At 61.4% G+C, this 25,692-nt stretch carries 24 protein-coding genes and 1 pseudogene; 8 read left to right on the top strand and 17 right to left on the bottom strand.

Annotation, left to right across the window (positions count from 1 at the left end):
* The first annotated feature begins 150 nt into the window (after window positions 1-150).
* Entirely contained in the window at window positions 151-738 is a 588-nt protein-coding gene (rimJ, locus tag J3P93_RS23855; protein WP_203420669.1) for a ribosomal protein S5-alanine N-acetyltransferase, read from the top strand.
* Here rimJ and J3P93_RS23860 read toward each other — a convergent pair.
* Together J3P93_RS23860 and J3P93_RS23865 are read right to left on the bottom strand one after the other, a co-directional pair.
* Window positions 686-1,528 carry a phosphatase PAP2 family protein gene (locus J3P93_RS23860; protein ID WP_434592542.1) on the bottom strand — a complete coding sequence of 281 codons (843 nt, stop codon included), beginning with the start codon at window positions 1,526-1,528 and terminating at the stop codon, window positions 686-688. The genes rimJ and J3P93_RS23860 overlap by 53 nt on opposite strands.
* The gene (locus tag J3P93_RS23865; RefSeq protein ID WP_434592544.1) at window positions 1,525-2,196 is read right to left on the bottom strand and encodes a histidine phosphatase family protein; all 672 of its coding nucleotides are present in this window, start codon (window positions 2,194-2,196) and stop codon (window positions 1,525-1,527) included. Before J3P93_RS23865 ends, J3P93_RS23860 begins: the two co-directional genes overlap by 4 nt.
* Before the next feature lie 388 nt (window positions 2,197-2,584).
* Here J3P93_RS23865 and J3P93_RS23870 point away from each other — a divergent pair.
* Together J3P93_RS23870 and J3P93_RS23875 are read left to right on the top strand one after the other, a co-directional pair.
* Window positions 2,585-3,463, top strand: a pseudogene (locus J3P93_RS23870) (methyl-accepting chemotaxis protein); the annotation flags it as partial.
* 201 nt (window positions 3,464-3,664) lie between these two features.
* Window positions 3,665-4,369, top strand: coding sequence for a methyl-accepting chemotaxis protein (locus tag J3P93_RS23875; RefSeq protein ID WP_434598482.1), 705 nt, complete (start codon window positions 3,665-3,667; stop codon window positions 4,367-4,369).
* Between the two features lie 684 nt (window positions 4,370-5,053).
* Here J3P93_RS23875 and J3P93_RS23880 read toward each other — a convergent pair.
* From J3P93_RS23880 to J3P93_RS23895, 4 genes are all read right to left on the bottom strand, one after another.
* A complete protein-coding gene (locus J3P93_RS23880; protein ID WP_434592546.1) occupies window positions 5,054-5,266 on the bottom strand; it encodes a FitA-like ribbon-helix-helix domain-containing protein in 213 nt (70 codons plus the stop codon).
* A 145-nt stretch (window positions 5,267-5,411) separates the two neighbouring features.
* Complete coding sequence (locus J3P93_RS23885; protein ID WP_434592549.1) at window positions 5,412-6,971, bottom strand: FGGY-family carbohydrate kinase; 1,560 nt, start codon at window positions 6,969-6,971, stop codon at window positions 5,412-5,414.
* Window positions 6,968-8,560 carry a glycerol-3-phosphate dehydrogenase/oxidase gene (locus tag J3P93_RS23890; RefSeq protein ID WP_434592550.1) on the bottom strand — a complete coding sequence of 531 codons (1,593 nt, stop codon included), beginning with the start codon at window positions 8,558-8,560 and terminating at the stop codon, window positions 6,968-6,970. Before J3P93_RS23890 ends, J3P93_RS23885 begins: the two co-directional genes overlap by 4 nt.
* Before the next feature lie 5 nt (window positions 8,561-8,565).
* Complete coding sequence (locus J3P93_RS23895) at window positions 8,566-10,161, bottom strand: FAD-binding oxidoreductase (protein ID WP_434592552.1); 1,596 nt, start codon at window positions 10,159-10,161, stop codon at window positions 8,566-8,568.
* Window positions 10,162-10,367: 206 nt separating this feature from the next.
* Here J3P93_RS23895 and gliR point away from each other — a divergent pair, with 206 nt between their 5' ends.
* Entirely contained in the window at window positions 10,368-11,384 is a 1,017-nt protein-coding gene (gliR, locus tag J3P93_RS23900) for an AraC family transcriptional regulator GliR (protein WP_434592553.1), read from the top strand.
* Window positions 11,385-11,582: 198 nt separating this feature from the next.
* On the opposite strand, the gene J3P93_RS23905 is transcribed toward gliR, so the two are convergent.
* From J3P93_RS23905 to J3P93_RS23935, 7 genes are all read right to left on the bottom strand, one after another.
* A complete protein-coding gene (locus J3P93_RS23905; RefSeq protein ID WP_258450572.1) occupies window positions 11,583-11,951 on the bottom strand; it encodes a VOC family protein in 369 nt (122 codons plus the stop codon).
* A gap of 118 nt (window positions 11,952-12,069) precedes the next feature.
* Complete coding sequence (locus tag J3P93_RS23910; RefSeq protein WP_434592556.1) at window positions 12,070-13,527, bottom strand: N-acyl-D-amino-acid deacylase family protein; 1,458 nt, start codon at window positions 13,525-13,527, stop codon at window positions 12,070-12,072.
* 1 nt (window position 13,528) lies between these two features.
* On the bottom strand, window positions 13,529-14,389 hold the full coding sequence (locus J3P93_RS23915) for a MurR/RpiR family transcriptional regulator (protein ID WP_434592559.1): 861 nt from the start codon (window positions 14,387-14,389) through the stop codon (window positions 13,529-13,531).
* Window positions 14,390-14,405: 16 nt separating this feature from the next.
* On the bottom strand, window positions 14,406-15,755 hold the full coding sequence (locus tag J3P93_RS23920; RefSeq protein ID WP_434592561.1) for a GntP family permease: 1,350 nt from the start codon (window positions 15,753-15,755) through the stop codon (window positions 14,406-14,408).
* A gap of 338 nt (window positions 15,756-16,093) precedes the next feature.
* Window positions 16,094-16,987, bottom strand: coding sequence for an NAD-dependent epimerase/dehydratase family protein (locus J3P93_RS23925; protein ID WP_434592564.1), 894 nt, complete (start codon window positions 16,985-16,987; stop codon window positions 16,094-16,096).
* Between the two features lie 103 nt (window positions 16,988-17,090).
* A complete protein-coding gene (locus J3P93_RS23930; RefSeq protein WP_434592567.1) occupies window positions 17,091-18,002 on the bottom strand; it encodes a LysR substrate-binding domain-containing protein in 912 nt (303 codons plus the stop codon).
* Between the two features lie 60 nt (window positions 18,003-18,062).
* Window positions 18,063-18,653 carry an NAD(P)H-dependent oxidoreductase gene (locus J3P93_RS23935; protein ID WP_434592569.1) on the bottom strand — a complete coding sequence of 197 codons (591 nt, stop codon included), beginning with the start codon at window positions 18,651-18,653 and terminating at the stop codon, window positions 18,063-18,065.
* 176 nt (window positions 18,654-18,829) lie between these two features.
* On the opposite strand from J3P93_RS23935, the gene J3P93_RS23940 reads away from it, so the two are divergent.
* Window positions 18,830-19,144: a putative quinol monooxygenase gene (locus tag J3P93_RS23940; RefSeq protein ID WP_434592572.1), complete on the top strand. Its 315-nt coding sequence runs from the start codon at window positions 18,830-18,832 to the stop codon at window positions 19,142-19,144.
* On the opposite strand, the gene J3P93_RS23945 is transcribed toward J3P93_RS23940, so the two are convergent.
* Complete coding sequence (locus J3P93_RS23945; RefSeq protein WP_434592575.1) at window positions 19,134-19,898, bottom strand: sulfite exporter TauE/SafE family protein; 765 nt, start codon at window positions 19,896-19,898, stop codon at window positions 19,134-19,136. The genes J3P93_RS23940 and J3P93_RS23945 overlap by 11 nt on opposite strands.
* A 231-nt stretch (window positions 19,899-20,129) precedes the next feature.
* Here J3P93_RS23945 and J3P93_RS23950 point away from each other — a divergent pair, with 231 nt between their 5' ends.
* The gene (locus J3P93_RS23950) at window positions 20,130-21,068 is read left to right on the top strand and encodes a LysR family transcriptional regulator (protein WP_434592577.1); all 939 of its coding nucleotides are present in this window, start codon (window positions 20,130-20,132) and stop codon (window positions 21,066-21,068) included.
* A 42-nt stretch (window positions 21,069-21,110) separates the two neighbouring features.
* Complete coding sequence (locus J3P93_RS23955) at window positions 21,111-21,461, top strand: cupin domain-containing protein (protein ID WP_122589396.1); 351 nt, start codon at window positions 21,111-21,113, stop codon at window positions 21,459-21,461.
* A 218-nt stretch (window positions 21,462-21,679) separates the two neighbouring features.
* Here the strand turns inward: J3P93_RS23955 and mmsB are convergent, their stop codons facing one another.
* Together mmsB and J3P93_RS23965 are read right to left on the bottom strand one after the other, a co-directional pair.
* Entirely contained in the window at window positions 21,680-22,567 is an 888-nt protein-coding gene (mmsB, locus tag J3P93_RS23960) for a 3-hydroxyisobutyrate dehydrogenase (RefSeq protein WP_090281256.1), read from the bottom strand.
* 10 nt (window positions 22,568-22,577) lie between these two features.
* A complete protein-coding gene (locus J3P93_RS23965) occupies window positions 22,578-24,104 on the bottom strand; it encodes a CoA-acylating methylmalonate-semialdehyde dehydrogenase (RefSeq protein WP_434592580.1) in 1,527 nt (508 codons plus the stop codon).
* A 148-nt stretch (window positions 24,105-24,252) separates the two neighbouring features.
* Here J3P93_RS23965 and J3P93_RS23970 point away from each other — a divergent pair, with 148 nt between their 5' ends.
* Window positions 24,253-25,200: a LysR family transcriptional regulator gene (locus J3P93_RS23970; RefSeq protein WP_090281250.1), complete on the top strand. Its 948-nt coding sequence runs from the start codon at window positions 24,253-24,255 to the stop codon at window positions 25,198-25,200.
* Here the strand turns inward: J3P93_RS23970 and J3P93_RS23975 are convergent.
* The gene (locus J3P93_RS23975) at window positions 25,197-25,691 is read right to left on the bottom strand and encodes an OmpA family protein (protein ID WP_434592582.1); all 495 of its coding nucleotides are present in this window, start codon (window positions 25,689-25,691) and stop codon (window positions 25,197-25,199) included. The two genes, J3P93_RS23970 and J3P93_RS23975, sit on opposite strands and share 4 nt — an antisense overlap.
* Between the last annotated feature and the right edge of the window lies 1 nt (window position 25,692).

Raw genomic sequence — 25,692 nt, forward strand, 5'->3', positions numbered from 1 at the left:
AAAGTCCTCTCGCTCATTCAAGAAACTACGGTTCGCCCGCGCTCCTGCGGGCTTTTTTTTGCCTGCAAGAAAGTCTCTTTCACACCACGACTTGCCGTCATCCGGTGATTGCGCGACCCTGCGAGCAGATTCCTCGCTCCGGAGCGTCCGATGCCGCTGTTGACCTTGCCCTGCGAGCGCCTGACGCTTGCGATTCTCGATCCGGATCAGGCTGAGCTGGAAAGCGCGTTCTATCAACGCAATCAGCGTCATCTCGCGCCGTGGTCGCCGATTCGTACGACTGAGTATTTTTCCACCGAGCAGATTCGTCGGCGCCTCGACATTCAGGCCAGTGCCTTCGAGGCCGGGCTGGCGATGCATTTCGCGCTGTTGACGCTGGACGGTCAGCAGATGATCGGCGCGTGCAATTTCAGTGGGCTGATTCGCGGGGCATTTCAGGCGTGTTATCTCGGTTATCACCTGGATGAAAAACATCAGGGCCAAGGCTTGATGGCCGAGGCACTGGAGGCGGGCATCAGCTACATGTTCGATACGCAGAATCTGCACCGGATCATGGCCAACTACATTCCCGGCAACGAGCGCAGTGCGCGGCTGCTTGAGCGTTTGGGTTTCGAGAAGGAAGGCTACGCCAAGGCGTACCTGAACATTGCCGGGCGCTGGCAGGATCACGTACTGACGGCGTTGGTCAATCCGCTGTTCGAAACGCCGGACAAGCGCTGGTCGCGGCGACTCGGCTGAGTGTTTGTTCACGCCGGCTCAAAACCGGCAACGCCAACCGCGCCCATCCATAGAAGGCCAGCGCTGTGAGTAAACAGGCGAGCCAGACGAAGATGCCCGCCCACAGCGTGTGGGACATGTAGTGCCAGCCTTGCAGGACGCGGGTGGTGCCATAGATGAATCCCAGCAGCAGCGAGCCCCACAGGATGGCTTTGGACAAACGCCACTGATAGCGGCGCGCGACGAAGTACAGCGCCAGCATGGTGAAGCCACCCGACGCGTGACCACCCGGCCAGCACCGACCACTGCCTGCCTCATGAAACAGCTGAAAGTTCTGGTACCACTCGATGTGCGGCATCTTTCCGCCGTACAAGGTGGTTTCGATCGGGCAGTACACGCTGGTATGGGATTTGAGGAAATGGATCACCCCGGTGCACACCGCAAAAGCGACCACGACAAAGAGAAAATCCCTACGGTGTTCTGCGCAGAATCGCAGCAGTGGTGCGACTTTGCTGCGTTGCAGAAATGCGCCGAGGCGTGGGCGCTTTTGCGGGTTGGTGAGCGGCCAGATCACTGAGAGCAGCGCACCGATCAGGGCGATTTCTGCCGTCCAGTCGGGAATGATCCGCGCCCATTTGTGGGTGAGCTTTTCGAAGAAGTGGATCTTGTCGATCGGGAACGTCTGGGTCTGCGGATCGAACAGTAGATTGCTGATCGCGATGTCGATAGAGGTCATATCGAACATCAGGAACACCAGCGCTGCGCAGAGCAGCGGAGTGCCGAAGTTGAATGCGTAGAAACGAGATTTCATCGGGTGGTCACCGTGCGCCAGTCGGAGGCTTCGATAAAACCGAGCATTTTTGGCGCGGCGGTGTTGGCAGCAGAAACGAACAGAGACGCGCCGTAATCTGGGTTTGAGGTCGGTACTTTCAAGTCTTTTTCAATTTGCGCCATGCACTCGCTGTGCGTCACCAGGATCAGATTGCGGCCCGGCACTTTGTGCGCCAGCGCGTCTTGCAGCATCCGTCCGCGGCAGTTGATCAGCCAGTCATCACCGCTGGCGGCGTGGTTGAACATGTAGCCGGCGGTCTGCACGGTGCGCATTGACGGGCTGTTATAGATGTCGGCGTTGCTCAAACCCAGTTGCTCGAAACGCGCACCGACGGCGACGGCGACACTGCGCGAGCGCTCGGTGATGCCGTCATGCCCGCTCAGGCATTGCGCTCGGGAGTGATCGCAGCGCTCGACGTGGCGCACCAGGGCGATCACGTTGCCCTGGGCCCAGTCCTGCGCCAATGCCTGCGCGCCGGCGACGTTGCCATGTGCCAGGTCCGGCACCGCTGTCGGCGCCAGCAACCACAGGGTCAGCGGGATGACCAATATGGATGCCGCCAGCACCACCCAGGTGTCGCGAAAGCGCGCCAGTACGCGCAGATCGATCGCGCGTTTGACGCCGAACAGGTTCAGTCTCAATTCCACAAAAAGCCGCCTCGCCGCAATGCATCTGCTGTCATTCGATGCGGCGAAGCTACAGAGCCCGGTGTGCGCAGCCAGTGAAACCCATGTGAAAAAAGTCTTGGCGGCGGGTGTCGCGTGCCACAGGACAAAAAACCTTTCAGCTCTCGGTTTTGCGGCCGATACAGTCCTGCTTACACCCCTGCTGGCTCAAAAGAACAACAATCTTCCAGCTTAACTGACGACCAAGAAACCCAACGTTTCTGGAGGATTATTGATGAATAGCTGGTTCGGCAACATCAGCGTGAACATGAAACTGGGCCTGGGCTTCGGCCTGGTGCTGGCCCTGACGTGCGTATTGGCCCTGACCGGCTGGACCAGCCTCGGCGGGCTGATCGACCGCAGTAACTGGATGAGCGATATCACCCAGCTCAACAGCGGCCTGACCAAACTGCGCGTGGTGCGCCTGCAATACATGCTGACCAATGGCGACGAAACCGCCGCGCAGAACGTGCAGACCACCCTCGACGGTTTCGCCGCTCAGCAGCAGGCGCTGATCAGCAAATTCAAGAGCCCGGAAAACGTCAAACTGCTTAAACAGCAGGCTGCGACCATTGCCGAATACCAGACTTCGCTGAACAAGATGCGCAACGCCTATCGCACCGGCAACAGCGCCCGCGACAGCATGAGCGCCAGCGCCGCGAGCGCGTACGATTTGATCGAATCGATCAGCCAGCGTGTGCAGCAGATGGAATTGAGCGAACAGCGTTTCGAACAGTTCCAGGCGGTCACGGCGGCCAAGGAAGCGTTCATCCTCGCGCGCTACGAAGTGCGCGGCTACACCGCCACCAGCAATGCCGAAACCGAGCAGAAAGCCGTCGGCCAGATCGATGCGGCGCTTGCCAGCCTCAAGCCACTGAACAGCTATTTTGCGTCGACTCAGCAAGACGCGCTGCGTCAGCTGGAGACCGCGCTGGTTAACTACCGCAGCTCGCTGATGGCGTTCAAGAATGCTACCAGCGAAGCGGTGCAGGCGCGTAAGGAAATGACTGACCAGGGCACCACCATCGTGTCCCTGAGCGAGCAGCTGTATCAGATTCAGCTCGACCGTCGTGACGTCGAAAGTGCTCAGGCCCGCACCTTCCAGTTGATCAGCACGCTGCTGGCGCTGCTGGTGGGCGTGATTGCTGCGGTGATCATCACCCGCCAGATCACCCGTCCGCTGCAAGAAACATTGGCCGTGGTCGAGCGCATCGCCAGTGGCGATCTGACTCAGAACGTGACTGTCACGCGTCGCGACGAACTCGGCGTACTGCAACAGGGCATTGCACGCATGGGCGTGACCCTGCGCGATTTGATCAGCGGCATCCGCGATGGCGTCACCCAGATCGCCAGCGCGGCTGAAGAACTGTCGGCCGTGACCGAGCAGACCAGTGCTGGCGTGAACAGCCAGAAGGTCGAGACCGATCAGGTCGCCACTGCCATGCACGAGATGACTGCCACGGTGCAGGAAGTTGCGCGCAACGCTGAAGAAGCTTCGCAAGCTGCTGCGGCGGCAGACGGTGAAGCCCGTGAAGGCGACAAGGTGGTGAACGAAGCCATCGCGCAGATTGAGCGTCTGGCCACTGAAGTGGTGCGTTCGACCGAAGCGATGAGCGTGCTGCAACAGGAAAGCGACAAGATCGGCAGCGTCATGGACGTGATCAAAGCCGTGGCTGAACAGACCAACCTGCTGGCGCTGAACGCCGCCATCGAAGCCGCGCGCGCCGGTGAGGCCGGTCGTGGTTTTGCTGTGGTTGCCGATGAGGTCCGTGGTCTGGCTCAGCGTACGCAGAAGTCCACCGAGGAAATCGAAGGCCTGGTTGCCGGTCTGCAGAACGGCACTCAGCAAGTGTCCGCGGTGATGAACAACAGCCGCGCACTGACCGACAGCAGCGTCGCCCTGACCCGCAAGGCCGGTGCGTCGCTGGAAAACATCACCCGCACGGTGTCGAACATCCAGTCGATGAACCAGCAGATCGCTGCCGCTGCCGAACAGCAAAGCGCCGTGGCCGAAGAGATCAGCCGCAGCATCATCAACGTACGCGATGTGTCTGAGCAGACCGCCGCAGCGAGTGATGAAACCGCCGCGTCGAGCGTTGAACTGGCGCGTCTGGGTGGTCAGTTGCAGCAGATGGTCAGCCACTTCCGCGTTTGATGCTCATTTTGCGCTGAAGCCAAAACCCAATCGCGGGCAAGCCCGCTCCCACAGTTTTTTGGGTCGTTCACAGATGATGTGTTCGCCTCGATACCTGTGGGAGCGGGCTTGCCCGCGATGGCGTTGTGTCAGGCAATTCGATGTTGGCTGACACCGCTTTCGCAAGCAGGCTCGCTCCACAGTTTTTTGGGTCGTTCACAGATGATGTGTTCGCCTCGATACCTGTGGGAGCGGGCTTGCCCGCGATGGCGTTGTGTCAGGCGATTCGATGTTGGCTGACACCGCTTTCGCGAGCAGGCTCGCTCCCACAGTTTTTTGGGTCGTTCACAGATGATGTGTTCGCCTCGATACCTGTGGGAGCGGGCTTGCCCGCGATGGCGTTGTGTCAGGCGATTCGATGTTGGCTGACACCGCTTTCGCAAGCAGGCTCGCTCCACAGTTTTTTGGGTCGTTCACAGATGATGTGTTCGCCTCGATACCTGTGGGAGCGGGCTTGCCCGCGATGGCGTTGTGTCAGGCGATTCGATGTTGGCTGACACCGCTTTCGCGAGCAGGCTCGCTCCCACAGTTTTGAGTCATCCATAGATGTTGCTTACGCCTCGATACCTGTGGGAGCGAGCCTGCTCGCGATAGCGTAACGACGGGTGCTGCTGATCTCCAGCCATTCAAAAAACTCACCGCCCTTCACCGCACAGGCAAATCCAGTTCAATCCCACTCACGTCTTTAAACCGCTCATGAATTCGCGTGCCCAGACCGTCGATGTTTTGAGTATGCTCAAGCGCACCTTTTAAAATCACGCATGCCTGTTCCACAATCGAACGCCCCTGCAGATCTGCCTCAACCCTCAGCGCTTCATAAAGCCAGGAATCGATATTGTTAATGGTCAAACTGTTCACGATGCGCTCCGCCCTGAATGCAGTTGAATCGAAGGCTAGCATGAAGGGCGTAATCGAAACGCAGGGTATTGAAATAGACTGTGACTGACGTACCGCTTTCGCGAGCAGGCTCCCACAGTTTTTGAGTCGTCCACATTCAGCGGTTTCACGCCGGATACCCAGTAATTTCCCGAATGCTCTGATACAGCGGTTTAAGCTGCCGATACATGCGCAGATACACCTCCGCATACAGTCGCTGATAAACCTGCTGCGCTTCAGGTTGTGGAGTGAACACCGTGCCAACTCGGGTCATTGCGGCGATGGCGCAGGGGAAGTCGGGGTGCAGGCCCAGGCCGACTGCGCAGCAGATAGCGGCGCCGAGGCCGGAGGCTTCGTAGACATGCGGGCGCTCGGCCGGCAGGCCGAAGATGTTGGCGGTCAGTTGCATCGCCGCATCACTTTGCGATCCGCCCCCGGCCACGCGCAGGCGCTTGATCGAGACCTTGGAGCGTTTCTCGATGTTCTCCATGCCCTGGCGCAGCGCATAGGCCACGCCCTCGAGAATCGCCCGGTAGATATGCGCGCGGGTGTGCACGTCGCCGAAGCCGATCATCGCGCCTTTGGCTTCCACGCCCGGTTCGCGAATGCCCGGTGACCAGTAGGGTTGCAGCATCAAACCCATCGACCCCGGCGGCACCGCATTGACCAGGGCGTCGAACAGTTGCTCGGGCTCGATGCCCTGCTCTTGCGCCTGCTGCATTTCGCGCAGGCCGAATTCGTTTTTGAACCAGCTGACCATCCAGTAGCCGCGGTAGATCATCACTTCGCAGTTGTACCGATCGGGCACCGCCGCAGGGTACGGCGGGATCAGCGGGACGATTTCCAGGTAGCGTGAACGGGTGCTGGTGATGGTCGCCGTAGTGCCGTAGGACAGGCACACGGTACTCGCGTCGACCACGCCGGCACCGAGCACTTCGCAGGCCTTGTCGGCACCCGCAGCGATCAGCGGCAAGCCTTCGGGAATCCCGGTGTGACGGCTGGCTTCGGCGCTGATGTGGCCGAGGGTTTCGCCGGGCTTGTGCAGGCTCGGCAACTGCTCGGGACGCACCGCCAGCGCCTGCCATTTCCAGTCACGCGGCGCCGCCCATTTCAGCCGTTTGAAATCGAACGGCAGATAGCCGACGCAGCAGCCCACCGAGTCGACAAAGCGCCCGCAGAGTCGATAGCTGAGAAACCCCGACAGCAGCAAAAACTTGTCAGTCGCTGCCCAGACCTGCGGCTGATGCCGGGCAATCCAGTTGGCCTCGGCCTGGGCGCGAAAATAGTCGACGGTGGCTTTGGCGCCGACCAGTTTGAGCAGCCAGCCCCACGGTCCTTTGATGCCGCCAGCAACTTCGCTCTGACGCTGATCAAGCCAGACAATCGCCGGGCGCAATGGCTTGCCGTCGGCATCGAGATTGATCACCGTGCCGCGCTGGGTGGTCAGGGAAACGCCGGCGATCTGCGAACGATCAATCCCGCTCTGCTGCCAGACTTGCTGACAGGCCTCACCTAGTTTCGCCCAGTAATATTCCGGGTCCTGCTCGGCCCAGCCCGGTTGGGTCGAGTAATACGCTTGCAACTCGACCTTGCCCTTGCCGAGCAGATTGCCCTGCAGATCGAACAGCAGCGCGCGCACGCTCTGGGTGCCGTTGTCGATCGCCAGCAGGTATTTTTGAGCCGTCATGGCGTGACCTCCGGCAAGCCATGATCGCGTTGCCACAGCAAACGATAACGCTGAATTTCCGCCTGCCAGCGCTCGTCGCTCCAGGCCAGGCGCGGCTGGCAAAACGTGCGGATCGCGCCGAAATGCTCCTCGCCACCGCGCGCCAGCAACAGCCCGAGACGGCTGCGACGCAGCAGCAGATCATCCAGATGCAGGACCATTTCCGCCTCGCAGGCAAACGCCAGTTCCGCCCACAACGTATCCGTGGCGCCGACCGTCTCCGGCCCGACTTCGGCAATCAGTTGCGCCAGCCTCGGCAGATCACGACCATGGCGCCCGGCCAGGCGCCGCCATTGCTGCGGACTCAGCCCGGGAATAGGCAATGGTTGCACCGCAGCGAACACCGGTGCGGCGTCATCCTCGAAAGGACGACCGAGCATGACGGCGCAGGCCTTGAGCACTTCAATCGCTTGCGGGCGAAACGTGGTCAGTTTGCCGCCGGCCAAGGTGACGCAGCCCGGCTCCTGCCACAGCACATGTTCACGGGTTTCGTTCGACGGTTTGTCCTGATGCGCACCGGCAGCGCCGACCACCGGACGTACGCCCGACCAGGTCGACAACACATCCGCCGCCGTCACTTCGGCAGCGGGAAAGGCTTGCGTGCAAGCGGCCAGCAGGTAGTCGAGTTCTGCGCCGCTGATGCTCGCGCTCTGATCGAGATCTTCACGATGATCAAGGTCGGTGGTACCGATGACCGTCGCGCCTTCCCACGGGAAAACGAACACCGGCCGGCGATCGCGCGCATGCAGGAAGGTCAGCGCCTGCGCCACCGACAAGCGCCAGCCCGGCAGCAGCAGATGACTGCCGCGCAACGGGCGCAATTGCCGTGGTGAATCGCTTGGGCGCAGGCGCTCGACCCACGCCCCCGTGGCCATTGCGAGCACAGCGCAGCGCAATTGCATCGTTTTGCCCGATTCGCCATCTGCCACTTCAACGCCACACACCCGCCCGTCTTCACGCAGCATCTGCATCACGCGCAGGCCGTTGAGCACCACCGCGCCATCGGCGCGCGCCTCACGCAGTACGCGCATCACCAGTCGGGCATCGTCGGTCAGTGCATCGACGAAACTGGTGCCGCCGACAAGGTCATTTTCCTTTAGCCCCGGCGCGATAAAACGCAACTGCTGCGCGTCATGGAAACGATGGCTGCGGCGCCCGGCCAAGGCGTCGTAGACACTCAGCAAGCCACCGAGCACACGCGGGCCGGGAAAGCCGCCGCGATAGTGCGGCATCAGGAAACTCATCGGTTCCACCAGCCCCGGCGCCTCGTCGAGCAGGCGCTGACGCTCGCGCACCGAATCGCGGGTCAGGCGCCACTGGCCCTTGGCGATGTAGCGCAAACCGCCATGAACCATTTTCGAAGAACGACTGGAGGTGCCCCAGGCAAAATCCCGCTGCTCCAGCAACAGACAGCGCCAGCCACGCCGCGCCGCTTCACGCACAATTCCCGCACCGCTGATGCCGCCGCCGATCACGATCAGATCCCAGCGTTCGTCCGCCAGGGTTGGCAGCATTTGTTCGCGCCACGCGGCGTTCCAGTCCTCACGCATGGCGCTCACTCCGCCAGCAACGTGCCGGGATTGAGGCGCCCGGCCGGATCGAAATGTCTGCTCAACGCCTGCAAGGTTTCTAGCGCCAGCGCGCCCTTCTCGCGCAGCAGGTACGGCGCGTGGTCCTTGCCGACGCCGTGCTGATGGCTGATGGTGCCGCGGTTGGCGACGATGGTTTGACTGGCCGCATGTTTGAGCGCCTGCCAGCGCGCCAGTGTCGCCGGGTAATCCGCCGCCGGGCGAAACACGTAAGTGGTGTAGATGCTCGAGCCTTCACCGTAAACGTGGGACAGGTGGGTGAACACATGCACACGCTCGCCTTCAGCGGCCAAGGCGTCGCGCAGGCTGGTCTCGATGAGGTTGAGCAGGTTATCGACGTTGCTCCAGTCGGTCGCGGTTTCGAGGGTGTCGACGACGTAACCGGCGTTCCACAGGTTCTCGCGCAGGTAGGGGAAACGGAAGCGGTTCTGCGCCCATTTCTTGCCAAGCAAAGTGCCGGTGAACACACCGCCGAACGTCTTGAGATGATGGCGTGCCTGGCGCAACGACAGCGCGTTTTGCTGACGATTGCCGGTCACGCCGAAGGTCAGCAGGCATTTGCCAGTCCCCGCACCGCGCAGGCTCAGGTACTTTTCCAGCCAGGCGATCTGTTGCGGATGACCGGCCAGGGCCAATTGCGTTTCGGTTTCCACCGCGTTGGAAAGGCGCAGCATCGACAGCGGCACGCGCGCCTGGGCCAGTTGGCGAATGGCGCCAAGTGCCTGCGCCCAGTCCGGCAAAAATACTCCGTAAAAACGCTCATCGGCGGGCAGCGCACTGACGCGCACCTTGACCTCGGAAATGATCCCGAACCGGCCCTCGCAACCGAGGACGATTTCACGCAGATCCGGGCCGGCTGCCGAAGCGGGGAAAGTGGGAATTTGCAGCGGCCCGGCGAAGGTCTCCAACGTTCCGCCGGCAAACAATTGCTCGATGCGCCCATAGCGCAACGACTGCTGGCCACTCGAGCGACTGGCGACCCAACCGCCCAACGTCGACAGCTCCCACGACTGCGGAAAATGCCCCAGGGTATAGCCGCGCGCACGCAACTGACTCTCGACCTGCGGGCCGCTCGCACCGGGGCCGAACGTCGCCAGCAGGCTCTGTTCGTCGAGGTCGGTCAAGCGATTCATCCGCGCCAGTGAAACGGTCAGTACTGGCCGTGCAGAAATCGGCGGATTGATATGGCCGGCCACCGACGTGCCGCCGCCGTAAGGGATCAGGCACACGTCCTGCTCCTCGGCCAGCTTCAGCAATTGGCGAATGGCGGCGGCGCTCTCCGGAAATGCCACGGCGTCGGGATAAACGCCCAGCGTGCCTTCGCGCAGTGCCAGCCAGTCCGGCAGACTCTGGCCGCGCGCATGCAGCAAACGCTCATGGGCTTCGATGCTGTACAAAGCGTGCGCCGGCAACCGCGAGGCGGGCACCCGGGCCAGCGCGGTGTCCAGCGAGGCGTCGGGCAGCGCGCGGCCCTCGCCCACTCGCTGCACAAGAAAACTTGCGCCCTGCGCCGGCAACTCGACCACCGTGGTTGCGTCTCCCCAGCCATTCCAGCGTCGCATGCGTGTGTCCTTATGGGCCGTCGAATCAGTGCGGCTTCAAGTCCTCATACTAGTCAGCGGCGCCGAAGTGTCACGGTCGTATCCGGCCAATCCGGGTAGCCAATTGAGTCAGCCGGCGTGCCAGATACGGTCATTTACTTTCGCCGGGGTTTCACCGTACCTTTCGGCCATCCCTTCGCTCAGGCGTTGCTCAAAGGAACGCGATCATGCAATCGCTCGGTTTCACTTCGGTTCCGCCGCTGCTCAAGTACCTGCGCCATGCCGAGCAACTGGGCATGGCCATCGAGCCGGCGCTGGCGGCGGCCGGGTTGCAGGCGCAGCAGTTGAGCGACAACAGCTTGCGCTTGCCGGGCGAGGCGCATGAGCGTTTGCTCGACTATTTCTGTGAGCATTCCGGCGATCCGCTGTTTGGTCTCAACGCGGCGAATTTCGTCCTGCCCAATTCCTGGAGCGTGCTCGGTTACATCACCATGAACTGCGCGACGCTGGGCGATGCGATGAGCCGGATCATGCCGTTTGAAAAACTGGTGGGCGACATGGGCGTCAGCCGCACCGAAATGCGCGACGAGCAGGTGCATTTGATCTGGGATTGCCGTCATCAGCGCCCGCGAATCCGTCGGCATCTGGTGGAAAACGTGCTCGGTTCGTGGCTGCACTATGCGCGCTGGATTGCCGACACGCAGCTGTCGCCGGCCGCTGTCTGGCTGGAACACTCCTGCCCGGCCGAGGTGACGCCGGCGCAATACCAGAGCTTCTTCGGTTGCCCGGTGTTGTTCGATCAGCCTTATTCGGCGTTGATCGTGCCGCTGGCCTATCTGCAATTGCCGTTGCGTCAGGCCGATGCGCAGTTGTTGCGCACGCTGGAGGAACACGCGCTGGGCTTGCTGGCGACACTGGAGGACGCGCCGCTGGCGCAGCAGGTGAAAAACATTCTGCGCGGTTTGCTCAAGCAGGGCTTGCCGCGCAAGGAGCAAGTGGCGGAGCGACTGAATGTGTCGCTGCGCACCTTGCAGCGGCAATTGCAGCAGGCGGGGACGTCGTATCAGCAGGTGCTGGATGATTTGCGTCAGGAACTGGCGGAGCATTATTTGCTCAACAGTGATTTGCCGATTCAGGAGATTGCGCAGTATCTGGGGTTTACCGAACCTCGGTCATTTCACCGGGCGTTCAAGAGCCGACGGGGGATGCCGCCGGGGGAGTTTCGGCAGGTGCATCGGCGGTGATTGGTCGGGCCTCTTCGCGAGCGGGCTCGCTCCCACAGTTGAAATGGGTTGTTCGCGCGTCTGAATCCATAATCGACTCGATTTTTCAGGTCGGTGTATAGCGCAAGACACATCGGTCAGTCCCCTCTCCCTCTGGGCGGTCCGACGTTTCGGGAGGGCTAGGCGGGCGGCGTTCCGATGAGGGGCTTTTTTCCCGCGTCAGAGACTGATCGCATTGGTAAACACCAGCCGATTGCCAAACGGATCGGCAATCGTCATGTCCTGGCTGCCCCACGGCATCGCCTGAATCTGCGGGTGTGAAAACGTGTAGTCCTTGGCGATCAATTGTTGCTGAAAAACCTCCAGCTCATCGGTCTCGATGCGCAGCGCCGAACCCGGGCACGCGTCGCCGTGATGCTCGGACAAATGCAGCACACACTCGCCGCGCGACACCTGCAGATACAGCGGAAAATTCGCTTCGAAGCGATGCTGCCAGTCGATCTTGAAACCGAGAAAATCGACGTAGAACTCAACAGCTTTGGCTTCATCGAAGATCCGCAGGATCGGGGTGGTTTTGCCGAAGCTCATGGGGTGCTCCCTGACTGATTGGCCCCGCAGTGTAGACGGGGTGGATGTCAGCAAGTCGGCCTGCTGCCGGCTTTCTTTAGTCGCGTTGTGCCATCACTGTGACGCAAACCACGAATCGTCAACGAAAGTTGTCGCGCAGATCACCCTGTCGCGCAAGAAACCGCCCTGCCCGACGGCCATTGGCCTGGCCCTGTTGATAGCTCAACACGCCGTTGATCCACACCCCGTCAATGCCCTGCGCCGGCCGTTGCGGGTCGTTGAAATCGGCGACGTCGCGCACCGTCGCCGGGTCGAACAACACCAGATCCGCCCAATAGCCTTCGCGGATTTCACCCCGCTCTTTCAGGCCAAAGCGCGCTGCCGACAGGCCGGTCATCTTGTGCACCGCGGTGTGCAGCGCAAACAGGCCGACGTCGCGACTGAAATGCCCCAGCACCCGTGGGAAAGCGCCCCACAGGCGCGGATGCGGGAACGGGTCTTCGGGCAGGCCGTCAGAGCCGACCATGGACAGTGGATGAGCAAGGATTCTTCTGACATCGGCCTCGTCCATGCCGTAGTACACCGCGCCTGCCGGCTGCAGTCGTTTCGCGGCGTCGAGCAGCGGCAGATTCCATTCGGCGGCTATGTCGATCAGGTCGCGACCGCTGACTTGCGGGTGCGGTGTCGACCAGGTGATGGTGATGCGGTGGGCATCGGTGACTTGCTTGAGATCCAGGGTCGAAGAACTCGCCGCGTAGGGATAACAATCGCAGCCGACCGGGTGGTTTTTTGCCGCATCTTCCAGCGCCGCCAGCAGTTGCGGACTGCGCCCCCAATTGCCGACACCGGCGCATTTGAGGTGGGAAATGATCACCGGTGATTGCGCATGACGGCCAATCTGAAACGCCTCGTCCATGGCTTCGAGCACCGGGGCGAATTCGCTGCGCAAATGGGTGGTGTAAACCGCACCGAATGCCGTCAGTTCTTCGGTCAGCTGCATGACCTCATCGGTCGAGGCGTTGTTGGCGCTGGCGTAGGCCAGACCTGTGGATAAACCCAAGGCACCGGCCTCCAGGCTTTCGCGCAACTGCTCGCGCATCGCCGCAATTTCGTCCGCCGTTGCGGTGCGAAACAGGTCGTTGAGGTGATTGCTGCGCAGCGCCGTGTGGCCGACCAGTGCGGCGACGTTCAACGTGGTGTTTGCCGCTTCCACCGCCGCGCGGTAATCGCTGAAGCGTGGGTAAACGAACGCGGCTTGAGTGCCGAGCAGGTTCATCGGGTCCGGCGGATCGCCCTTTAAGGTGACCGGCGAAGCGCTGATTCCGCAGTTGCCGACAATCACCGTGGTCACGCCCTGGCTGAGCTTTGGCAGCATCTGCGGTTGGCGAATCACGACAGTGTCGTCGTGGGTGTGCACATCGATGAATCCCGGCGCCAGCACGCGGCCGGCGGCGTCGATTTCTTCCCTGGCGCTGGCGTCGTGCAGGTCACCGATGCGCTCGATGCGGCCGTTGAGAATCGCTACGTCGGCTTCATAGCCGGGGGTGTTTCTGCCATCGATAACCAGAGCGTTGCGAATCAGCGTGTCGTACAGCATGTCAGTCTCCCAGCGGCAGGTGATCGTCGCCGCCACGGTATTCGTCGAGGGCGAGTTTGATCCGCCGTAGACGTTCTTGATTGTCTTCCGGACTGGCCAGCGCCAGCTCGGTGGCGAGCACGTCGATGGCCAGCAGCATGCCGTAGCGCGCCGCCGTCGGTTTGTAGATGAACGAGGTTTCCGCGCCTTGCAGCGGCAGGACGATATCCGCCAGCTCGGCCAGCGGCGAATCGGCGCGGGTGATGGCGAGGATGCGCGCGCCGTAATTGCGCGCCAGTTCGACCGTTTCCAGCAGCTCCGGGGTGATGCCGGTCAATGAGCAGACGATGACTACATGCTCGGCATTCAGGCTGGCCGCGGTGACGCGCATCATCACTGCGTCATGACACACCGCAATCGGGTAGCCGAGACGCACCAGGCGCACCTGCAATTCATCGCTGCACAGGGTCGAGCATCCGCCCATGCCGAACGCGTGAATCATCCGCGCCTGGCCAAGCATTTTCACCGCGTCGGCGAAGCGCGATTCGTCGAAACCGGCCAGATGCTGGCGCAGCGTGGTTTCGATATCGCCGACGATCTGGCCGTAGAACGCCGACTGTTCAGGCGTACCCGCCGGATCGAGGAAACGGCTGCCGACGCCGCTGGCCTGGGCCAGTTGCAGGCGCAGATCACGCAGGTCGCGACAACCAACTGTGCGGGCAAACCGCGACAGCGTGGCGGTGCTGACTTCGGCGCGTTGTGCGAGGTCTTCGAGGCTGGCGCTGGCGGCGAAACCGACGTCGTCGAGCATCAGCCGGGCGATACGCCCTTCGCCTGCGCTGAAGGAATCCTGGCGGGCGCGGATCTGGTAGAGGATATCCATGGGCGGCGGGCTCCGGTTACAGCAGGTAAGAAAGGCCAACGGTCAGGCCGAAAGCGACCAGCGAGATCAGCGTCTCAAGTACCGTCCAGGTCTTGAACGTCTGCGCGACGGTCATGTTGAAGTATTCCTTGATCAACCAAAAGCCGCCGTCGTTGACGTGGGAAAAGATAACCGACCCTGCGCCGGTCGCCAGCACCAGCAACTCCGGGTGTGGATAACCCAGACCAATGGCCACCGGCGCAACCACACCGGATGCGGTGGTCATCGCCACGGTTGCGGAGCCGGTGGCGATGCGCATCAAGGCGGCGAACAGCCAGCCCATGAGCAGCGGCGACAGATGAAATTCATGGGCGAGGCCGACGATCTGATCGGTCACGCCAGCGTCCACCAGAATCCGGTTCAAGCCACCGCCGGCACCGACCAGCAGGGTGATGCTGGCGGTTGGCGCGAGGCATTCGTTGGTGAACTTGAGGATCGATTCACGGTTGAAGCCTTGGGCGATGCCGAGTGTCCAGAAGCTCAGCAAGGTCGCCAGCAACAGGGCGATGACCGAGTTACCGATGAACAGCAGGAACTGGTTGAACCCGCTGCCCGGGGTGGAAATCAGATTGGCCCAGCCGCCGATCAGCATCAGCACCACCGGCAACAGAATGGTTGCCATGGTGATGCCGAAACCGGGCAGTTTGTCGCGTGGCTCGCGGTCCAGGAATTGTTTTTCCAGCGGGTTATCCGCCGGCAATTGAATGCGCGGCACGATGAATCTGGCGTACAGCGGGCCGGCGATGATCGCAGTCGGGATGCCGATGGCGATCGCGTAGAGCAAGGTCTGCCCGACCGAAGCCTGATACGCCTGCACCGCGAGCATCGCTGCCGGGTGCGGCGGCACCAGCGCATGCACCACCGACAGGCCGGCGACCATCGGCAGGCCGACCATCAAAATCGAAACGCCGACACGCCGCGCCACGGTAAAGGCAATCGGCACCAGCAAGACGAAACCGACTTCGAAGAACAGCGGCAACCCGACCAGAAACGCAATGCAGACCATCGCCCAGTGCGCGTTGTTCTCGCCGAACTTATCGATCAAGGTGCGCGCCATCTGCTCGGCACCGCCGGACTCGGCCATCATCTTGCCAAGCATCGTCCCCAGCGCCACCACCAGCGCAATATGCCCTAGCGTCTTGCCGACCCCGGCCTCGTAAGCCCCCACCACGCCTGACGGCGGCATGCCGGCAACCAGCGCCAAGCCAATCGAAATCAGGGTGATGACGATGAACGGATTGAGCCGGTAACGGGCGATCAACACGATCAGCGCGATGATGGCGACGGCGGCATACACCAGCAGCCAATAGCCGAAAGAAGGCGTCATGCGGTACTCCTCGAAAGGGTCACGTTCGAATGGGTTGTGAAACTCATAAATCATTTCGAGGCAGAGATTTCAAACCGCATGAAAGTAATTTTCGTGGAGAGGCAAGGTGTGTCGCTGATGGGTATGGGTTGTCGTGATTAATGAAAATCGTGGGGTGGGATTTACATGCTTTTATAGCCAACACAGCCCCCTGTAGGAGTGAGCCTGCTCGCGATTGCGTCGTAACAGTCAATATCATCATTGGCTGAATGACCGCTATCGCGAGCAGGCTCACTCCTACAGTTTGATCGCATTCTTCCAGACAGAATGCGCAAAACCTGTGGAACGTAGCGTACGGATCACACCATCTCGTGACGAATCCACTCAACCACCGAAGTGCGCTTCGGCGCCCAGCCCAGCAGTTCGCGGGCCTTTTTGCCGCGTACACGGCTGTTGGAGCCGAGGCCGTAGTTGGCCATTTCATAGCCCCATTCGGCCTCGGCGTCCTGCAGCGGCCAGTCTTGTGGCTGGCCCAGATTCAGCGCGGCGGCCATGGCGGTGGTCATGTCGATGAACGACGCTTCGCCGCTTTCGACGAAGTAGAAAGTGCCCGGCTCATTCTTGCTCAGCGCCAGTACATACAGCGCCATGACGTCTTCGATGTGCACGTTGGACCAGATGTTCTGCCCGGTGCCAACATGCCGCACCACACCACTTTTGCGCGCCTGTTTCAGCAGGCGCGGCAGTTGCACACTGTCACGTTTGACGCCCAGGCTATGACCGTAGATCAGCGTGTTGCAGATGACCGCGGAATTCACGCCGTCCTTCGCTGCAGCGAGGATCAGGTTGTCGATCGCCACGCGCGCGGCTTTATCGACGGTCGGCTCTGGCAGGTTGTCTTCAAAATAGATGACGTCGCTGGATTTGCCGCCCGATGCGTCGCCGACAATGCTCGACCCGCTGGTGTGCAGAAGCACCTTGCTGGAGCCGCGCAAGGCATCGATCAATGCCTCAACCGCAGCGCGATGGTCGCTACTGGCGGCGTTGATTACCGCATCGGCCGCGCGGGCCTGTTCGGCGAGCAACGCCTGATCATCAAGGGTGCCGATGACGGCGGTAATCCCGAGCGCCTTGAGCTCCGCAGCCTGTTCGGCGCTGCGCACCAGACCGGTGACTTGATGCCCGGCCTGTACCAGACCGGTGGCGATGGAACCGCCGATAAAACCGGCAGCGCCGGTAACGAATACGTTCATGGAGAAACTCCCTGCGTGAATAAGTGATGAGGCGAGTATCGACCGCTGACCCCGACCGAAAAACCCGCCCGCGCCCAAATCACTGTTGCGCAAAGATCACGAATCAGCCCTTGAAATCCGCGCTGGCGTAGGCCGCAAGCTTGCCTTGAATGAAATCCAGAAAGCACTGAATGCGCAGCGCCAGTTGCGAGTTACGGTAGTACACCGCGTTGATCGGCTGGCGATAACCGCTGTTGAATTCAGCCAGCAGGACTTTCAAGCGCCCGGCACGAATGTCATCGATGGTCATGAAGTGCGACAGACAGGCAATGCCCTGCCCCTCCAATACCAGATGGCGCACAGTCTCGCCGCTGGAAGCGCTGATCGCCGCAGTAATCGGCCAGCGGTCACCGTGCACGTAGCGCAGCGGCCACTGGTTGAGACCTTCGTTATGGGTAAAACCGAGCAATGTGTGGTCGCTGAGATCGGCCACTTGCCGCGGCGTGCCGTGCTGTTTCAGATAGGCCGGGCTGGCGACGATCAGCAGCGGGCTGCAACCGAGCGAGCGCGCATGCAGCGTCGAATCGGCGAGGGTGCCGATGCGGATGGCGATGTCGGTACTTTGTTCCAGCAGATCGATGATCAGGTCATTGCTGTTGAGTTCGAGCTGTATGTCCGGGTAGAGCCGGCGAAACTCATCGATGTAGGGCACGATGGCGTGCAGCATGAACGGTGAGGCGGCGTTGATCCGCAGTCGCCCGGACGGGGTTTGCTGACGCGAGGACAGGCGTTCTTCGAGTTGGTCCATCTGATCGAGAATCAGCTTGGCCTGTTCGAAGAAGTACCGGCCCTCCTCGGTCAGGTCCATGCGCCGCGTGGTGCGGTTGATCAGCGTGGTTTCGAGTTTGGCTTCCAGCCGCGACAGCGTGCGACTGACCGCCGACGGCGTCTGCCCGACCTGTTCGGCCGCGGCGGAAATCGAACCGCACTCGATCACGCAGACGAAAATCTGCAATTCATCGGATCTGGCTTTCACGGGTGTCCTCTGCTCGATGGGCCTGCCACACAGGCGCAGGCCCACGATAGTAGCCGAGCATCAGCCCTTGAGGCCAAACACCTCGGTCAAATGCTGCTCGTAACGCGCCACGTCGTTTTCGATGTTCGGGCGCTTCATCACATCGACGCAGAGGAAGGTCGGCAACGCGGTCATGCCGAGAAACTCGTTGGCCTTGTGAAATGGGAAGTACACGGCGTCGACGCCTTTGGCTTCGAAGAAATCGCTCGGGTCATCGAAGGCTTGCTGCGGTGCGTTCCAGGTCAGCGACAGCATGTACTGCTTGCCCTGGATCAGACCGCCGCTGCCGTACTTCTGCGAAGCATCGGAACGGGTGCGGCCATCGCTGGCGTAGAGACTGCCGTGGCCCTCGGTGAACACTTCGTCGAGGTACTTTTTCACGGTCCATGGCGCGCCCATCCACCAGCCGGGCATCTGATAGACGATCACGTCGGCCCAGAGGAATTTCGCCACTTCTTCAGCGACGTCGTAGCCTTCGTTAATGAATGTGGTCTTCACATCGACACCGCCACGGTCCAGCACGCTCAGCGCAGTTTCGTGCAGGGTGGCGTTGTAGCGGCCGTCCGAGTGAGCGAATTTTTTACCGCCATTGAGTAACAGTACTTTTTTCATGACAAAGCCTCAGCGCAGCCAGTGGGCTGGATGGAAAGTGGAATGGCGGCAGATTAACGGCTCGCGTCGCGCGGAATAAGCCATGCTGGCGCAAAATACATTTGAGCAAAACGCACGAATTGAATATGGATTGTTGCCGTAGCATTCGGCGTTTTCATAAATGTGAGGACGTTGTGATGAGTGAACGCGAGGGTTTTATCCTGCACGCCAAGACCCGCCCGGAACGCGCCGAGGCTTTCGAAGCGCTGTTTCGCGCCTATGTCGAACCGAGTCGCGCCGAACCCGGTTGCATCGAATACCACATGCTGCGCGACAAGGAAGATCCGACGCTGTTCATCTTCTACGAAATCTGGGAGTCGCGGGCGCACCTGGACGAGCACTCGAATCTGCCGCACATGAAGGATTTTTTCGACCGGCGCATGGAATACCTGGAGCGCGATTTCGACATCCGCCCGATCGACATGCTCAGCCCTTCCTCGGCTAAGCGCTGATCAGCAAATGGGCGCCGAGCGCGCCCAGACCGATGAAGAATACCCGCTTGAACAGCACCGCACTGATGCGCTGGCGCAGCCATTGGCCGAGCCACATGCCAAGCAGGGCCGGAATCAGCACCAGCAACGACGCACCGAGTTCGCCGCCTCCCAGCGCACCGCGCCAGAGCAAGCCTGCGGCCAAGGCCAGCGTCGACACCGTGAACGACAGGCCCAGCGCCTGCACCAGTTCATCGCGGCACAAGCCCAGCGCTTGCAGGTACGGCACGGCGGGAATCACGAACACACCAGTGGCCGAGGTGATGACGCCGGTGATCAGACCGCAGAGCGGACCGAGCCAGGTTTCATGGCGCGGGTTGACCCGTAGGGTCGGCAGAAACAATCCGCTCAACGCATAGAGCAGCAGCGCCGCGCCCAGCCCGCGCACCACCCAATGCCCGCCCGCCATGCCGGTCCACAGCGTACCGACGGCGGTTCCGAGGAAGATCAGCAGCAGCATTGGCCATAGGCGTTTGATCAGGCCCGTGAGGTGGCCGCCGGATGCCAGTTGCCAGAGATTGGTCAAGGTTGCCGGAATGATCAATAGCGCGGCTGCCTGCGCGGGCGCCATAGCCAGACCGAGCAGCCCCATGGCGACGGTGGGCAGGCCGAGGCCGATGACGCCTTTGACGGTGCCGGCGAGCAGGAAGGTGAGGATGACCAGCAGGGACAGGGCTAGGCCGAGGTTTTGGTAAAAATCGGTGAGTGTGTGCATGAGCAGCACTGTGCGCCAGTCGGGGCTGGCTGAAAATCTGCCATATACTGAGGCTGCGTCACCCTTTACAAGAGGCTGATGTTTGCAGTGATGCATCTGGCCTCATCGCTGGCAAGCCAGCTCCCACAGGATCTCGGTTGTTCATCCATTTAGAGACCAACAATGAAACCTGTGGGAGCTGGCTTGCCAGCGAAAGGGCCAGCCCAGACACCATAAAATTCAGAGGCCCCCATGCACTTCGACCTCACCGACCTGCGCCTCTTCCTGCACATCCTCGCCACCGGCAACATCACCGCCGGCGCCGTCCGCAGCCATTTATCCCTGGCCGCCGCCAGCGCCAGAATCCGCGCGATGGAGGCTTCACTCGGCACCGAGTTTTTCGCGCGCGGTCGGCGCGGTGTAACGCCGACACCCGCCGGTAACGCTCTCGCCCGTCACGCGCGGGTGATCCTCCAGCAGGCCGAACGCATGCAGCAGGATCTGGCCGATTACGCCCAAGGCGTCAAAGGCCAGGTGCGCCTGCTGTGCAACACCACGGCGATCACCGAATACCTGCCAGAACTGCTCGCGGATTTTCTGCGCAGCCACGCCAATCTCGACATCGACCTGCAGGAACTGCCCAGCGCGCGCATCACCCATACCTTGCGTGAAGGCGCGGCAGATCTCGGTATCGTTTCTGATGCGGTCGACACAAGCGGCCTACAGACTCAGCCGTTTCGCGACGATCCTTTGGTATTGATCCTGCCGCTCGACCACCCGTTGTCTGACGCCGTCGCAGTCAATTTCAGTGCGACGTTGCAGCACGACTTCGTAGGACTCAGCGCCGATAGTGCCTTGGCGATCTACCTCGAAGAACAAGCGCTGCACAGCGGCGCGCGCATGCAAGTGCGCATTCGCGCCGAAGGTTTTGACGGGGTAATGCGCATGGTCAGCCGGGGCGCGGGGCTGGCGATCGTGCCGCTGGCGGCAGTCGAACGCGCGGCGCCGGCAACCTTCAAAAGCGTAGCGTTGAATGAACCCTGGGCGCGCCGGACCCTGATGGTATGCGCCAGAAATTTCAGCGCACTGCCGCCCTATGCGCAGGCGTTGTTACACGCGCTGACCGATCCGCGCGTTTCTGAGCAGATCAATGTCGACCCCAGACAACTGAACGGCGACCGCGCGCTATAGGGTGCGACTTCATTCCTCAAGTCCACTTGCCCCGGAGTCCTCATGACCGCGACCGCCCCTATCACCGTTCTGCGCGACACCCACCCGCTGCCGGTACTCGACGCCTGCAAATGGGAAAAACTCGAAGGCGACCCGCACACCGTCAACCTCAACGCCTACACCAGCGAAGACGGCAGCAAGATCATGGGCACCTGGATCTGCACACCGGGCAAGTGGCGCGTCGAGTATGTGAAGTGGGAATACTGCCATTTCCAGGAAGGCTACTGCGTGATCACCCCGGACGGCATGGCGCCGATCCACCTGCGTGCCGGCGATATCTTCGTGGTCGAGCCGGGCATGAAAGGCACGTGGGAAGTGGTCGAGACCGTGCGCAAATATTTCGTCTTCGCCTGATGCAAAAAAGCCGGGGAATCACCCGACGTGATTTCCCGGCAAACATTATCAAATACGCCTCAATTCCCTGTGGGAGCCAGCCTGCTGGCACTGCAGCCGGCTCCCTCTCCCTGGGGAGAGGGCTGGGGTGAGGGGGCGGACTGACAGGCGATGATGTATTGAGGCTGACGCCGTCTTCGCGAGCAGGCTCGCTCCCACAGGTTTTGCACCAAGACTTTCTATTGCGGTTTGCGATAGCTGTTGATGATCGCCGAGAAATCCTTGCCGCCGTCACCACGCTGACTCATCGCTTGATACAACTGCTGCGCCACCGCGCCGAGTATCACCGGCTGATGCGCCTGACGCGCCGCTTCGGTGGCCAGGCCGAGATCCTTGAGCATCAGCTCCGCGCCGAAGCCGCCGGTATACCCTCGCGAGGCCGGCGCCGTTTCGACGATGCCCGGCCACGGGTTGTACATTTCCGAACTCCAGCAGCGGCCGGTCGAGCTGTTGATGATTCCGGCCAGCACCGAGGTGTCGATGCCCAACGCATCGCCGAGCGCCATCGCCTCACTGACACCAACCATGGAGATTGCCAGCAGCAGGTTGTTGCAGATCTTGGCAATCTGCCCGGTGCCGACTTCACCGCAATGCACGATGTTGCGGCCCATTTGCGCCAGCACCGGTTGCAGGGTGGCGAACAACTCCGGGGTGGCGCCGACCATGAAGGTTAGCGTTCCGGCCGTCGCGCCGCCGGTGCCACCGGATACCGGCGCATCGGCCATGGCCACGCCGTGTTTGGCCGCTGCGGCCGCTACGTCGCGTGCTGTCTGCGGATCGATGGTGCTGCAATCGACCGCGGGCACGCCCTGGCGGATGCCAGCTAGCACACCTTCCTCACCGAGCCAGACGCTGCGCACATGCACGGCGGCCGGTAGCATGGTGATCACCAGTTCGGCATCCTCGGCAGCCTCGCGCGCCGAAGCGCGGATGGTACCGCCCAGTTGTTCCAGTTCGGCCAGCACCGTTTTGTTCAGATCGACCAGATTCAGCGAATGGCCGGCCTTGATCAGGTTGCGCGCCATCGGCGCGCCCATGTTGCCCAGACCGATAAATGCGATTTTCATGATCGATGCCTCAGCGCAGGTTGATGGTGGTGTTAACGCCGTCATTGACGCTGTCGTCATCGAACCAGCGCGCCGTGACCGTTTTGGTCTGCGTGTAGAACTGCACCACTTGCTTGCCGTACGGGCCGAGGTCGCCAAGTTTCGAGCCGCGCGAACCGGTGAAGCTGAAGAACGGCACCGGCACCGGAATCGGAATGTTGATACCGACCTGGCCGACGTCGATTTCAGTCTGAAACTTGCGCGCCGCCGCACCGCTCTGGGTGAACAGGCCGGTGCCGTTGCCGAACGGGTTGGCATTGACCAGCGCGATGGCTTGATCGAGGGTGTCGACTTCCAGCACCACCAGCACCGGGCCGAAAATTTCCTGGGTGTAGATCTGCATGGCGGGGGTCACGCCGGAGAACAGGGTCGGGCCGACAAAGTTGCCCTGCTCGTAGCCCGGCACCTTGATGTCGCGACCGTCGAGCTCCAGCTTGGCGCCTTCCTTGATGCCGCTTTCGATCAGCTCAAGAATTCGCGCCTTGGCCTTTTTCGAAATCACCGGCCCCACGTCGGTGCCCGGCTCATTGCCAGCGTTGACCTTAAGCTTCTGCGCCAGCGCTTTCAGGTCCGGCAGCCACTGCTTCGCCGCACCGACCAGCACCACCACCGAGGTTGCCATGCAACGCTGCCCGGCCGCCCCAAAACCGGCGCCGACCAGCGCGTTCAACGCTTGCTCGCGATTGGCATCCGGCAGGACCACGGCGTGGTTCTTCGCGCCCATCATCGATTGCACGCGTTTGCCGTGCTTGCCGGCCAGGTCATAGACGTGCGTGCCGACCGCCGTCGAGCCGACGAACGACACGGCTTTGATGTCCTTGTGCGTGCACAGGCCATCGACCACTTCCTTGCCACCATGCACCACGTTGAGCACGCCCGCGGGCACGCCGGCCTCGATTGCCAGTTCGACCAACAGCATGGTCGACAACGGATCCTGCTCCGAGGGCTTCAGCACGAAGGTGTTACCGCAGGCGATGGCCATCGGGAACATCCACAGCGGAATCATCGCTGGGAAGTTGAACGGAGTGATGCCGGCGCACACGCCGATCGGCTGGCGCAGCGTATAAGTGTCGACGCCGCCGGCAACGTTTTCGGCGAACTCGCCCATTTGCAGGGTGCCGATCGAACAGGCGTGCTCGACCACTTCCAGACCGCGAAAGATGTCGCCTTCGGCGTCAGCGATGGTTTTGCCCTGCTCGGCGCTCAGCACCACGGCGATACGTTTGGAGTGCTCGCGGATCAGCGCTTGCAGCTTGAGCATGATGCGCATCCGCGCGCCGATTGGGGTCAGCTTCCAGGTCTGGAAGGCGCGCTGCGCGGCGCTGACCGCTGCATCGACTTCATCAGCGGTAGCAAACGGCACTTTGGCCAGCACTTGCTGGGTCGCCGGGTTGACGATGTCGTGCCATTCAGTGGTCTGCGACTCGACCCACTCGCCGTCGATAAGCAATTTGACCTTCTGCAGCGTGGTGTCGTTGGGCGTAAGCGATGCGTTCATGCTGGTCTCCAGAACTTGTTTTTATCGGAGGAGCCAAGGCGAGAGGTTCGCCTTGAGATGAGGCGTGTGTCCAGAATGGTTGTCGGACGGTTTTTGGAGTATAGATGTGCAAACTTCTAATAAGAACGCACATATAAGCCCGTCCATCATGCAAAAAAACATCACCTCGTTAGGCTCGCTGAACTGGGACGACCTCAAGTTTTTCCTCGAAGTCGCCCGCACCCGCAAGGCCAGCACCGCCGCCAAACGGCTGGCCGTCGACTACACCACGGTGTCGCGGCGCATCAGTTCGCTGGAAGCGGCGCTGGGTACATTGCTGTTTGAAAAGTCACGGACCAGCGGCTTCGTCCTGACCACGGAAGGCCAGCGTCTGCTCGGTTACGCCGAGTCGATCGAAAGCACGCTGCACATGGCCTGCGAACAGGTTTCAGGCTCCGGCGTGGCACTCTCCGGGCACGTGCGCATGGGCTGCACCGAAGGCTTCGGCAGTTTTTTCATCACCCCGCAACTGAGTCATTTCGTCGACGCCTACCCGGCGATCTCCGTGGACATCCTGCCACTGCCGCACTTCATCAGCCTGTCCAAGCGCGAGGCCGACATCGTCATTGCTCTGGAGCGACCGGAACACGGGCCGTACGTCTGCTGCAAACTGTGCGACTACCGCTTGCAGCTCTACGCCACTCAGGAATACCTAGACCAACACCCACCGATCCGCCGTCCGGCAGACTTGAGCAAGCATCAATTCATCAGTTATGTCGACGACCTGGCGTTCAGCTCGGAGCTGCTGTACCTGGCGAACGTCCTGCCCGGCGCCAACGCGCATCTGCGCAGCACCAGCGTCATCGCCCAATACGTCGCGGCGCAGCAGGGGCGATCACTGGCAATCCTGCCGTGCTTCCTTGCGGCGCAGGATCCGCGTTTGTTGCCGGTACTGGCGGAGGAAATTGATATCACCCGGCAGTTCTGGATGTACTGCCGGGAGGATCTGCGCAAGTTGAAGCGGATTACGTTGTTGTGGGATTACATCCGCGAGGTGACGGAACGTAATCAGGGGCTGTTGATGGGGCGGACACGGGTAATGCAGTTCGCCGATTAATCGGCGCTGACCACAATCGCGACCCGGCGGTTTTCCGTGCGGCCGGCTGCGGTGTCGTTTGACGCTACCGGCTCGCTGCTGCCGAGGCCTTGTAGCTGAATGTTTTCCTGCTTCATGCCAACCGTGCCGAGAACATTGGCAACACTCTTGGCCCGGCGCAGCGACAGTTGCTGGTTGTAGGTTTCCTTGCCCGAGGCATCGGTGTGGCCGTCGACGCGCACGCGTTCGATGCCGACACTCAACAAGGCTTTGCCGATGCGCTCGACGATCTCAGTGCTTTGCGGATTGAGGCTTTCGACGTCGCTGCCAAACAGCACTTTGCCCGACAGGCCAAATTCCCAGCCCTCGTCGGTCAGTTCGAAGCCCTGTTGTTTGAGCACCGCGACTTGCGCCGGGGTCAGGCCTTTTGGCGGCGCGCTCTGGCAACCGCTCAGAACGAGCACGGCCAGCAACAACACAGCGTAAAGAGAACGAATGGACAAAGTGGACACG

The organism is Pseudomonas sp. R3-57 (genome assembly GCF_051132065.1).
Classification (GTDB): domain Bacteria; phylum Pseudomonadota; class Gammaproteobacteria; order Pseudomonadales; family Pseudomonadaceae; genus Aquipseudomonas.

Excerpts from the sequence above, each read along its gene's own strand:
- rimJ (WP_203420669.1), top strand. The coding sequence starts at position 151 with ATGCCGCTGTTGACCTTGCCCTGCGAGCGCCTGACGCTTGCGATTCTC.
- J3P93_RS23860 (WP_434592542.1), bottom strand. The coding sequence starts at position 1,528 with ATGAAATCTCGTTTCTACGCATTCAACTTCGGCACTCCGCTGCTCTGC.
- J3P93_RS23875 (WP_434598482.1), top strand. The coding sequence starts at position 3,665 with ATGACTGCCACGGTGCAGGAAGTTGCGCGCAACGCTGAAGAAGCTTCG.
- J3P93_RS23885 (WP_434592549.1), bottom strand. The coding sequence starts at position 6,971 with ATGACGGCTCAAAAATACCTGCTGGCGATCGACAACGGCACCCAGAGC.
- J3P93_RS23890 (WP_434592550.1), bottom strand. The coding sequence starts at position 8,560 with ATGCGTGAGGACTGGAACGCCGCGTGGCGCGAACAAATGCTGCCAACC.
- J3P93_RS23895 (WP_434592552.1), bottom strand. The coding sequence starts at position 10,161 with ATGCGACGCTGGAATGGCTGGGGAGACGCAACCACGGTGGTCGAGTTG.
- gliR (WP_434592553.1), top strand. The coding sequence starts at position 10,368 with ATGCAATCGCTCGGTTTCACTTCGGTTCCGCCGCTGCTCAAGTACCTG.
- J3P93_RS23905 (WP_258450572.1), bottom strand. The coding sequence starts at position 11,951 with ATGAGCTTCGGCAAAACCACCCCGATCCTGCGGATCTTCGATGAAGCC.
- J3P93_RS23910 (WP_434592556.1), bottom strand. The coding sequence starts at position 13,527 with ATGCTGTACGACACGCTGATTCGCAACGCTCTGGTTATCGATGGCAGA.
- J3P93_RS23915 (WP_434592559.1), bottom strand. The coding sequence starts at position 14,389 with ATGGATATCCTCTACCAGATCCGCGCCCGCCAGGATTCCTTCAGCGCA.
- J3P93_RS23920 (WP_434592561.1), bottom strand. The coding sequence starts at position 15,755 with ATGACGCCTTCTTTCGGCTATTGGCTGCTGGTGTATGCCGCCGTCGCC.
- J3P93_RS23925 (WP_434592564.1), bottom strand. The coding sequence starts at position 16,987 with ATGAACGTATTCGTTACCGGCGCTGCCGGTTTTATCGGCGGTTCCATC.
- J3P93_RS23935 (WP_434592569.1), bottom strand. The coding sequence starts at position 18,653 with ATGAAAAAAGTACTGTTACTCAATGGCGGTAAAAAATTCGCTCACTCG.
- J3P93_RS23940 (WP_434592572.1), top strand. The coding sequence starts at position 18,830 with ATGAGTGAACGCGAGGGTTTTATCCTGCACGCCAAGACCCGCCCGGAA.
- J3P93_RS23945 (WP_434592575.1), bottom strand. The coding sequence starts at position 19,898 with ATGCACACACTCACCGATTTTTACCAAAACCTCGGCCTAGCCCTGTCC.
- J3P93_RS23950 (WP_434592577.1), top strand. The coding sequence starts at position 20,130 with ATGCACTTCGACCTCACCGACCTGCGCCTCTTCCTGCACATCCTCGCC.
- J3P93_RS23955 (WP_122589396.1), top strand. The coding sequence starts at position 21,111 with ATGACCGCGACCGCCCCTATCACCGTTCTGCGCGACACCCACCCGCTG.
- mmsB (WP_090281256.1), bottom strand. The coding sequence starts at position 22,567 with ATGAAAATCGCATTTATCGGTCTGGGCAACATGGGCGCGCCGATGGCG.
- J3P93_RS23965 (WP_434592580.1), bottom strand. The coding sequence starts at position 24,104 with ATGAACGCATCGCTTACGCCCAACGACACCACGCTGCAGAAGGTCAAA.
- J3P93_RS23970 (WP_090281250.1), top strand. The coding sequence starts at position 24,253 with ATGCAAAAAAACATCACCTCGTTAGGCTCGCTGAACTGGGACGACCTC.